Consider the following 3,600-nt stretch of genomic DNA (forward strand, 5'->3'; position numbering starts at 1 on the left):
CAAGCTGGGGCTGCTGGTCTTTCTGTTCACGCTTGCTGCCGTCAATCGCTGGAAACTCACCGCATCGGCCGAGGCGGGATCGACGGAAGTTCAACGCAGGCTGGTCCGCTCGATCGGCGTCGAGACGTTGATCGTGTTGGCGATTTTCGGCGTTGCCGCGGGCTGGCGCTTCACGCCGCCGCCACGAGCCCTGGCGATTGCGGCAGCGCAACCGGTGTCGGTCCATATCCACGCGCTGCAAGCGATGGCCGATCTCAGCATCACTCCCGGCCATGCCGGCCCGGTCGTTGCCTCGATGGTCATCATGAGCGGCGATTTCGGCCCGCTCGACGCCAAGGAGGTGACGCTTGTGCTGTCAAAACCCGATTCCGGCATCGAGCCGCTGAAGCGCGCTGCGAGCAAGCCCGGTGACGGCAGCTGGCGCGTCGACAACCTCGTCATCCCGGTGCCGGGCCGGTGGACGGTGCGCATCGACATACTGGTCTCGGACTTCGAGATGGTGAAGATCGAGGCGCCCGTCGATATCAGGCCGTAGCGTCGGCCTTATGGTCCTCACGAAATAGCACCCGCAAAAAGGAGCGACCCAGTCGGCAAATGACGACTGTCAAAATGGTCGCTTTCGTTCGACTTTGGCGGCCATCACTTCGGTTTCGATGCCAATCGCGGTCGTCTCGCCCTATCGAGGCGCATTGGCAAGGGCAAGCGAGGACAAATCGCATGAAGAAGGAGCAACGCCTCTCCACTGCGGGGAACGAGAATGCCGGGCGCAATAGGCGACAACCAAACTTCAGGGCGCTGGCTGCGCACAACGACCTTGGCGCTCTCATCGAAAAACTTGATCGTGATCCGACGGAGCCGATGCCTGTCGACATCATCAATCATCTCAGCCTGGGCCGATTTCCGGACGCCCGCAAGGTGGCTGAGCGGGTCTCTGCGCCGAAGGGCTATGTGCCGCGATTGGAATCGAGGCTCAACCTGCCTGTTGCGAAGGCCGTCGCGCGGCCTGAGGGCAAGCCGACGCGCACGGGCAGGCGAAACGAGGATCTGCTCAAGGCCTATGTTCCTCGCCATCTCGCTGTGCGAACGGTCCCACGGTTGCGACCGTTCTTTGCTGGACCGGACGGCGATATTGCCGTCAAGCGGTCGGGGCTTACGGCTATCGGCATGGATCTGGTGGCGTTTCCCTGGTCGGCGATAGGCCACATCCGCACCTTCTCCGAAGGCAAGGAGCTTCCAGGAGGCACCGCCTTCATGGTTGGGCCGAACCTGTTGATGACAGCCAGCCATGTCATGCCGTGGGACTACAGCGGCAACTGTCAAATCGAATTCACGCCGGCTATGTACCCGGGTCACTCCCCTCGCTTCGGCTCCACATGGGTCAGCGACTGGTATGGCGTCAGGCATGACGGCTTCTGGGATATGGCGTTCAAAGCGGATGCCAGCGACTATGCAATCTGCAGGACGATTGATCCGATTGGCAACGTCTGCGGCTGGCTGGGTACGCAGGCCTTCGACGACCACGATGAGTATTTCGACCATCTTTACATGAGCGCTGGCTATCCTGATTTCGCCGCCGGATACCCGGCTGTCGAGCTGGCTGCCTTCATAAGAGATGTCGACGGAGACAAGCATGCGCGCGAGCTTGAAACGACAAACTTCGCCGGCCACGGGTGGTCGGGAGGACCTCTGTTCGGCTTCATCCGCGACGACTGGCGCGTCGTGGGAGTTTGCCATGGCCAGGAAACCGAGTTCGTGGTTCCCTTCCCGCCTTGGAACCCTCCTTGGAACGTGAATCTGCTCTTTGCCGGAGGGGACGCAATGGTGGATTTGGTCTACCATGGCTATGCCAACTACAATTTCTGAACCCGCTTCTCCCTCGACGCCGGCACCTGAACTTCCCGGCGGCCGCGCCGATTGCCAATCTTCTCGGGCTCTGGTCTTCACGTTCGATCCGCGCAACACAATTCGGCGAGGCGGTTGACGCGGCCCGAAAGGCCCGTCAATCATCCCGTGAAGAATGGCATCCCGTGATGAATGGGCATCCGCGCAAATCGCGGGCTCGAACCAACAAGATCCGAAGCAGGGAAGAAACGATGGAAAATGCCGAAATCGGCCTGATCGGCCTTGGCACGATGGGCTCCAACCTGGCGCTCAACATCGCCGAGCACGGGCACCGCATCGCTGTCTTCAACCGCACCAGGGCGCGCACCGACGCTTTCATCGAGAACGCCGGCGCGCTCAGGGACATGGTCGTGCCCTGCTACAGCCTGGAAGAGCTTGCCGCCGCCATCCGGCCGCCGCGCCCGATCATCATCATGGTGCTGGCCGGCAAGCCGGTCGACGAACAGATCGCGGCGCTGCGCGGCGTGCTGTCGGCCAATGACATCGTCATCGATGCCGGCAACGCCAATTTCCGCGACACGATGCGGCGCTTCTCCGAGCTTTCCGGCTCGGACCTCACCTTCATCGGCATGGGCGTGTCCGGTGGCGAGGAGGGCGCGCGCCACGGGCCGTCGATCATGGTCGGCGGCACAGAGGACTCATGGAAGCGCGTCGAGAAGGTGCTGACGGCGATCTCCGCCAAGTTCAAGGACGAACCCTGCGCGGCATGGCTCGGCACCGACGGTGCCGGGCATTTCGTCAAGACCATCCACAACGGCATCGAATATGCCGACATGCAGATGATCGCCGAAATTTACGGCATCTTGCGCGACGGCCTGGGCATGGGCCCGAAAGAGATCGGCGCGGTGTTTGCCAACTGGAACAAGGGCCGGCTCAACTCCTACCTGATCGAGATCACCGCCAAGGTGCTGGCATCAGACGATCCGAAGACCGGCAAGCCGGTGGTCGACATCATCCTCGACCGCGCCGGCCAGAAGGGCACCGGCAAATGGTCGGTCATCGAGGCGCAGCAACTCGGCATTCCGGCGACGGCGATCGAGGCGGCGGTGGCGGCACGCGTTCTGTCATCGATCAAGGACGAGCGGCTGGCGGCGGAAAAGGCCTACGGCAACGTCGGCGTGACGAAGATTTCCGGTGACAAAGATGCCCTGCTGGAAGATCTGGAGTTGGCGCTGTTCGCCGGCAAGATCGCCGCCTACGCCCAAGGTTTTGCGGTGATGAGCGGCGCCTCCAAGGAATTCAACTGGAACCTGCCGATGCCGACCATCGCCAGGATCTGGCGCGCCGGCTGCATCATCCGCTCGCAGATGCTCGACACCATGGCGGAAGCCTTCAGCAAGGGCGGCGCCTCGACCAACCTCCTGATGGCCCCGGCCTTCATCGCGCTGATGCAGGAGGCGCATCCGTCGCTGCGCCGCATCGTGGCGAGGGCTTCGGAGGCCGGTTCGCCGGTGCCGGCGCTGTCTTCCGCACTTGCCTATTTCGACAGCTACCGCCAGGGCCGCGGCACCTCGAACCTGATCCAGGCGCAGCGCGACTTCTTCGGCGCGCACGGCTTCGAGCGCATCGACGACAAGGGCGCGTTCCATGGGCCGTGGGGAAGCGGTGCGGCTGGCTAGCCCAAGGGCCTAAACGGAAACCGGCGGGCTGAACGCCCGAACCTCGCTGGTGGCGACCAGGCGCTGCAACGAGCCGGGT

General features: G+C 63.0%; 3 protein-coding genes. All 3 read left to right on the forward strand.

The genetic code is table 11. The features are described 5' to 3' along the window. Window positions 1-535 (forward strand): CopD family protein (locus tag EN984_RS26705; RefSeq protein ID WP_245480124.1); only part of this gene is annotated, 535 nt, incomplete at its 5' end. A gap of 629 nt (window positions 536-1,164) precedes the next feature. Further along, window positions 1,165-1,863: a hypothetical protein gene (locus EN984_RS26710; protein ID WP_127270723.1), complete on the forward strand. Its 699-nt coding sequence runs from the start codon at window positions 1,165-1,167 to the stop codon at window positions 1,861-1,863. Window positions 1,864-2,093: 230 nt separating this feature from the next. Continuing rightward, complete coding sequence (gene gndA, locus EN984_RS26715) at window positions 2,094-3,521, forward strand: NADP-dependent phosphogluconate dehydrogenase (RefSeq protein WP_127272128.1); 1,428 nt, start codon at window positions 2,094-2,096, stop codon at window positions 3,519-3,521. Window positions 3,522-3,600: the final 79 nt, after the last annotated feature.

This window comes from Mesorhizobium sp. M7A.F.Ca.CA.004.12.1.1 (assembly GCF_003997835.1).
Taxonomy (GTDB): Bacteria; Pseudomonadota; Alphaproteobacteria; order Rhizobiales; family Rhizobiaceae; genus Mesorhizobium.